Origin of the sequence: Kitasatospora sp. NPDC059803 (assembly GCF_042732255.1) — a bacterium.
Lineage (GTDB): Bacteria > Actinomycetota > Actinomycetes > Streptomycetales > Streptomycetaceae > Kitasatospora.
The window spans coordinates 1-6,881 of the sequence record NZ_JBHWIJ010000388.1; the positions used below are offsets into that span (position 1 = coordinate 1).

The 6,881-nt window shown below is 76.5% G+C and carries 3 protein-coding genes; all 3 read right to left on the reverse strand.

The window, feature by feature from the left end:
- Positions 1 to 39: 39 nt before the first annotated feature.
- On the reverse strand, positions 40 to 552 hold the full coding sequence (locus tag ACFV6I_RS36175; protein WP_063350452.1) for a GNAT family N-acetyltransferase: 513 nt from the start codon (positions 550 to 552) through the stop codon (positions 40 to 42).
- Positions 553 to 597: 45 nt separating this feature from the next.
- The gene (locus tag ACFV6I_RS36180) at positions 598 to 801 is read right to left on the reverse strand and encodes an MbtH family NRPS accessory protein (RefSeq protein WP_063350451.1); all 204 of its coding nucleotides are present in this window, start codon (positions 799 to 801) and stop codon (positions 598 to 600) included.
- A gap of 92 nt (positions 802 to 893) precedes the next feature.
- On the reverse strand, positions 894 to 6,863 hold the full coding sequence (locus tag ACFV6I_RS36185) for an amino acid adenylation domain-containing protein (RefSeq protein ID WP_380430199.1): 5,970 nt from the start codon (positions 6,861 to 6,863) through the stop codon (positions 894 to 896).
- Between the last annotated feature and the right edge of the window lie 18 nt (positions 6,864 to 6,881).

Below are 6,881 nucleotides of genomic sequence, written 5' to 3' on the forward strand. Positions count from 1 at the left end.
GACGCGCCGCGGGCCGCGGTCATACCCGGCCGGGCCCGGTCAGGCCTGGTCGGTCGTCGAGAGCGCCACCACCTTCGTCACCGAGCCGTCGTCCCCGACGACGTCGCGCAGGTGCCGGAAGCCCAGCCGTCGGGACATCGCCAGGCTCGGGGCGTTCTCCGCGCCCACCATGCCGTAGACCTCCTTGAGGCCCAACTCGTCGGCGGCGTACCGGATCAGGCCGCGGACCACCTCGGTGCCCAGGCCCCGGCCCCAGAACTCCGGGGCGAGGGCGGTGACCAGCTCGTGGCCGTCGACGTTCCCGGTCTTCTTCACCTCGGCGTGGCCCGCGTACCTCCCGTCCAGCCACAGGCCCCACACGTCGAAGAGCTGCTGCGGGTACACGTCGGTCAGGATCGCGCGGAACAGCGCGCGGATCTGCGGCTCGGGCACCAGGTCCTGGCCCATCCAGCTGCACACGTCAGCGTTGCGGAGGAGGGAGACGAAGGCGTCCTCGTCCTCGGCCCGGTAGGGGATGAACTCCAGGTGTTCGGTGCGCAGCGAAGGGGTCACGGTCAGCTCCTCGGGGTTGTCGTGGGACGGAAGTACTGCGGCCGGTCAGGATCCGGCGTTCTCCATGCGCTCGCGCAGGCTCCGCGGCCGCATGTCGGTCCACACCTCGTCGACGTAGGCGGTGCACTCCGCCTCGGTGCCCTCCTGGCCGACGGGCTGCCAGCCGGCGGGCACGTCGAGGTCGACCGGCCAGAGGGAGTACTGCTCCTCGTCGTTGCGCAGCACCTGGTAGCGGGTGTTCTCGTCCATGTCGTGCTCCTTCGTCGTTGTCGGGTTTCCAGCGGTGGTCATGCAGCGGTGGTCTTGCGGCGGTGGTCTTTTCAGCGGCGGGTGGGCGGCCGTCACCGTCCTCCCCGGGCGTGCCGGGCGATGTGCCGCAGCGCCACGGCGAACTCCTCGGCCACCCGGCGCACGGTCGCCGTGTCGTGGAGGGCGGGGCGGTGGTGCCAGGTGAAGGCGAGGCGCCCGTGCTGCGCCGCGCCCACCACCTCCACCGGGTGCGAGCCGCCGTCGCGGGGGTCGTGGTCCTGCCCGAAGGAGCCGTGCTCGGCGCGGACCAGGCCGTCGCCGGCGGCCTCGGGCCGCGCGTCCCACTGGCCGAGGTAGTTGAAGACCACCTGGCCGTGCGCGCCGGCGGCGAGGCGCTCGCGGACCTCGGGCGGGCCGAAGGTGCGCAGGGCGCCGAAGCCCAGCCCGTTGCCCGGCACGGCGCGCAGCTGGCGGCGGATCGACTTCACCAGGGCGCGCCAGTCGCGGTCCGGGCCGAGGTCCTCGGGGTCGGGGACGTGGAAGGTGACCGGGTGCATGGTGGTGAACCAGCCGACCGTACGGGACAGGTCCACGCCCTCCACGACGTCCTCCCGGCCGTGCCCCTCCAGGTCCAGCCGGATCCGCTCGTGGCCGGTCCAGCGGGCCAGTGCCAGGGCGAGGGCGGTCAGCAGCACGTCGTTGACGCGGGTGCGGTAGGCCGCCGGGGCTGCGCGCAGCAGTGCCTCGGTGTCCTCCTCGTCCAGTTCGACGGTGACCGTCGCGGTCTCGGCGGCACCGGGGTCAGCGGCACCGGGCTCGGCGGCACCGGGCTCGGCGGGTCGGCCGGGCAGGGCCTCGGCGGCGCTCACCGCCTCGTCCCAGTAGGGCAGTTCGTGGTCCAGGCCGCCGTCGGCGACATGGGCCGCGAGCCGGAGCGCCCAGTCCCGGTAGGAGGTGCCGCGCTCCCCCAGCGTGATCTGCGTGCCCAGGGCGGCCTGCCGGTAGGCGCTCTCCAGGTCGTCGCGCAGCAGGCGCCAGGAGACGGCGTCGACGACCAGGTGGTGGGCGACCAGCAGCAGGAGCGCCGGGCGGTCCGGGGCGCCGGTGAACAGGGCCGCCCGCAGCAGCGGGCCCCGGCCCAGGTCGAAGCCGCCGTGCAGTTCGTCGGCCGCCTTGGCCATCGCCGCGTCGGCGGCCTCGGCGCTCTGCCCGGCCAGGTCGTACCGGACGAGGACGTCCTCGGCGGGAGCGGGCGGCGGGTTGAACTGGTGCCAGCCCGTCTCGTCGTGGGTGAAGCGCAGGCGCAGGGCGTCGTGGTGTTCGAGCAGGGCGTCCAGCGCGGCCCGCAGTGCCCGCGGATCGGGGTCGGCGCCGAGTTCGAGCAGGGTCGACTGGTTGAAGTGGTGGTGGGCGGCGCGCGGGGTGGTCAGGAACCACTCCTGGATGGGGGTGAGCGGCACGTCCCCGGTGACCGGGCCGTCGTCCTCGCGGTCGGGGGCGGTGCGCACCACGGTGGCCAGTTCGGCCACCGTCTGGTGGGTGAACAGCTCCCGGGTGGCGAGGTACAGGCCGTCCCGGCGCAGCCTGGACACCACCTGCATGCTGAGGATGGAGTCGCCGCCGAGCAGGAAGAAGTTGTCGTCGGCGCCGACCTCCTCGATGCCCAGGACGTCGGCCCAGATCCGGGCGATCCGGCGTTCGGTGTCGGTGCCCGGCTCCCGGCGCGGACCGGCCGCGGCCTGCGCGGGCCCGGGTTCGGGCAGGGCCCGGCGGTCGAGCTTGCCGTTCGGGGTGAGCGGCAGCCGTTCCAGCGGGACGAACACCGACGGGACGAGGTGCGGCGGCAGCAACCCGGCCAGGTGGGCGCGCAGTTCGGCGGCGGGCAGCCTCGCAGCGGCCTCGCCGTCGCCGTCGCCGGCCCCCTCCGGTGCGGCACCGACCGGTACGGCACCGACCGCCGGGACGACGTAGGCGACCAGCCGGCCGGCTCCGGAGCCCGTACCGCTCCCGGGGGCGTCGGCGCGCACGGTGACGACGGCGTCGCGCACCAGGGGGCTGCGGCGCAGCGCGCTCTCGATCTCGCCCGGTTCGATCCGGAAGCCGCGCAGCTTGATCTGGGCGTCGACGCGGCCGGCGAAGCGCAGTTCGCCGTCGGCGTCCCGGTGGGCGAGGTCGCCGGTGCGGTACATCCGCTCGCCCGGCGCGCCGAAGGGGTCCGCGAGGAACCGCCCGGCCGTCAGCCCCGGGCGGCCGAGGTAGCCGCGGGCGAGGCCGGGGCCGGCCAGCCAGAGCTCTCCGGTCACGCCGGGCGGCACCGGCCGCAGGGCGGCGTCCAGGACGTAGCTGCGGGCGGCGCCGCCGGGGCGGCCGATCGCGGGTGCGCCGGTGCCCGGCGACAGCGGGCCCGTCCAGGTGGCGACCACGGTGGCCTCGGTGGGGCCGTAGGCGTTGATCATCCGGCGGCCGGGGGCCCAGGTGTCGACCAGGTCGGCCGGGCAGGCCTCCGCCCCGACGACCAGGGTGCGCAGAGCGGGCAGGGTCGCGGCCGTCTCCGGGTCCACGGTGGCCAGGGCCGCCGGGGGGATCAGGGCGTGGGTGATGCGCCGTTCGGCCAGGACCTCGGCCAAGCGCTCGCCGACGAGCGGCCCTTCCTCCCCCGTGACCAGGGTGGCCCCGCTGAGCAGGGAGACGCACAGCTCCAGGACGGAGGCGTCGAAGCTGGGCGAGGCGAACTGGAGCACCCTGGCCCCGGGGCCGGCGGCGTACTGCTCGGCGGCGGCCGCCGCGAAGGCGGCGAGTCCGGCGTGGGTCACCAGGACGCCCTTGGGCGTGCCGGTCGATCCGGAGGTGTAGATGACGTAGGCCGGGTGTCCGGGGGTGAGCACGGCGGCGCGGTCGGCGTCGGTCGGCGCGGTGGCGCGGTCGGCACCGGTGTCGCGGTCGGCGCCGGTGGGCGGGGTCTGCGGCCCGTCGGCGGACCACACCTCGGCCGGGTCGTCGAGCACCAGGTGGGCGCCCGCGTCGCGCACCATGAACTCCCGCCTGGGCGCCGGGTAGTCCGGGTCCACCGGAAGGAAGGCGCCGCCGGCCTTGGCCACGGCGAGCTGGGCCACCACCGCCGCCGCCGAGCGGGGCAGGGCGAGGGCGACCAGCCGCTCCGGCCCCACGCCGCGCCGGATGAGCCGGTGGGCCAGCCGGTTGGCCGCCCGCTCCACCTCGGCGTAGCTCAGCTCGCGGCCGCCGTCGAGCAGCGCCACCGCGTCGGGGTTGCGGGCGGCCTGGCGCTCGAAGAGTTCGGCCAGGGTCGCCTCGGGGACGGGCCGGAAGGTGCCGCGCGCCCGGTCGAGTTCGGCGGCCAGCTGGTCGCCGCCGGCCAGCGGCAGCGCGCCGATGGCGCGATCCGGGTCCTCGGCGACGGCGGTCAGCAGGGTGGCGATCTGGCCGGCCATCCGCTCGGCCGTGGCCGGGTCGAACAGGTCGGTGTTGTAGGTGATCAGGCCGTGCAGCGCGCCGGAGTCGGCCTCCGCGAACTCCAGCGCGAGGTCGAAGGCCGCCTGCGTGGTGTCGGTCTCGACGTCGGTCACGTGCAGGCCCGGGAGGTCGAGGTCGGCGGCCGGGGTGTTCTGGAGGACGACCAGGGCCTGGAAGAGCGGGCTGCGGCTGGTGTCGCGCACCGGCTGCACCTCGTCGACCACGCGCTCGAAGGGCACGTCCTGGTGGGCGAAGGCGTCCCGGACGGTCTGCCGGACCTCTCCGAGGAAGTCGCCGAAGGGCTGCCCGGGTTCCACCCGCGAGCGCAGCACCAGGGTGTTGACGAAGAAGCCGACGAGGCGCTGGGTCTCCGCCTGCTCGCGGCCGGAGGTGACGGTGCCGACGGCGATGTCCTGGTCGCCGCCGAGCCGGGCGAGGTAGGCCTGCGCGGCGGCGACCAGGGTGGTGAACAGGGTGGCGCCGCGCTCCCGGCCGACCCGGGCCAGTCGGCGGGCCGTGTCGGCGGGCAGTTCCAGGCGGGCGGTGGCCCCGTTGGTGGTGCGCACGGCGGGCCGGGGCCGGTCGGTGGGCAGGCGCAGCGTCGAGACGTCGGCCAACTGCTCCTTCCAGTAGGCGAGTTGGTCGGCCCCGGCGGCGCCGACCGTGCGCTGCCAGTGCGCGTAGTCGGCGTACTGCACCGGCAGCGGCGCCAACCGGTCTTCCTCGGAGCCGAGTTCGGCGCGGTAGAGGTGGGCCAGATCGGTGAGCAGGACGGCGGTCGACCAGCCGTCGGTGACGATGTGGTGCAGGGTCAGGGCCAGCACGTGGTCGCCCTCGCCCAGCCGCACCAGGGCGGTGCGCAGCAGCGGTCCGCGGCGCAGGTCGAAGGGGCGGGCCCGCTCGGCGGCGAGCAGGCCGCGCAGGGCCTCCGCCCGCGGCTGCGACGGCAGGCCGGACAGGTCGTGCAGCGGCAGCGGCACGTCCTGCGGCGGGTGGACGAGCTGGACGCCGTGGCCGTCGACGCTGTCGAAGGTGGTGCGCAGCGACTCGTGCCGGGCCGCGAGGGCGCACAGGGCCGCGCCGAGGGCGCCGGTGTCCAGGGCGCCGCGCAGGCGCAGCGCGAGCGCGGTGACGTACTCGGCGCCGCCGGGCGCGAACTCCTCCAGGAACCACAGGCGTTGCTGGGCGTACGACATCGGCGCGGCGCCGTCGCGGGCGACCGGGAGGACGGGCGGGCGCCCCGCACCGCCCGGGCGGCCCTGCTCCTCGGTGAGCAGGCGGGCCAGGCCGGCCGGGGTGGGGTGGTCGAAGACGGCGCGGGGGGTGAGGTCGGCGCCGAAGGCCTCGGCCAGGCGGGCGGCGAGCCGGATGCTGAGGATGGAGTCGCCGCCCAGTTCGAAGAAGCCGTCCTCCACGCCGGGCGGCCGGATGCCCAGGACGTCGCCGAAGACCTCGGCGGTGCGGCGTTCGGCGTCGGTGCGCGGCTCGACCCGCGCGCGGCGTCCGCTCCCGTGCTCCTCGTCCGGCGCCGGGAGGGCCGCCCGGTCGACCTTGCCGTTGCGGCTCAGCGGGAGGGCGGCGAGCGGGACGAAGGCGGCGGGGACGAGGTAGTCGGGCAGCGCGCGGGCGGCGAAGGCCCGCAGTTCCTCGGGTTCGTCGCCCGCCGGGCCGACCAGGTAGGCCACCAGGCGCCGGGCGCCGGGCCGGTCCTCGCGGGTGACCACGGCGACGTCGGTGACCTGGGGGTGGCGGGCGAGCGCGGCCTCCACCTCGCCGGGTTCGACCCGGAAGCCGCGGATCTTCACCTGGTCGTCCGCGCGGCCCAGGAACTCGACGGTGCCGTCCGGGCGCCGCCTGGCCAGGTCACCGGTGCGGTACATCCGGGCGCCGGGCGGTCCGGAGGGGTCGGCGAGGAAGCGGGCCGCGGTCTCGCCGGGCCGGCCCAGGTAGCCGCGGGCCACGCCCTCGCCGGCCACGTACAGCTCGCCCGCGCAGCCCGGCGGGACGGGCCGCAGGAGCCGGTCGAGGACGTGCACGCGGCGGTCGTCCAGGGGGTGGCCGATCGGCAGGGTGTCGGGCACCGCCGCCGCCTCCGCGACGGCGTGGGCGGTGGCGAAGGTCGTGGTCTCGGTGGGCCCGTAGCCGTCCACCACGGTCAGCCCGGGGCAGGCCGCCAGGACGCGGCGCACCGCGGCGGCGGGCACCACGTCCCCGCCGGTCCACAGCGTGCGCAGGCCCGCGAAGCAGTCCGGCGCGTCCTGGGCGAGCAGCCGGAAGAGCCCGGCGGTGAGCCACAGCGCCGTCGGCCCGTCCGGTCCGGCGAGCCGCCGCAACAGGGCGGCGTCCACCGGCCCGGCGGGGGCGACGAGCACGCAGCCGCCGCCCAGCAGCGGCGCCCAGACCTCGAAGGTGGCGGCGTCGAAGGCGACCGGCGAGTGCAGCAGCACCCGGGCGCAGCGGCCGTCGGCGAAGCGGCTGTCGGTGGCGAGCGAGGCCACGTCGCGGTGCCGTACCGCCACCGCCTTGGGCACCCCGGTGGAGCCCGAGGTGAACATCACGTACGCCAGCCGGTCGGGGTCGGCGGGCGGCAGGGGCGCCCCCCGCGCGGG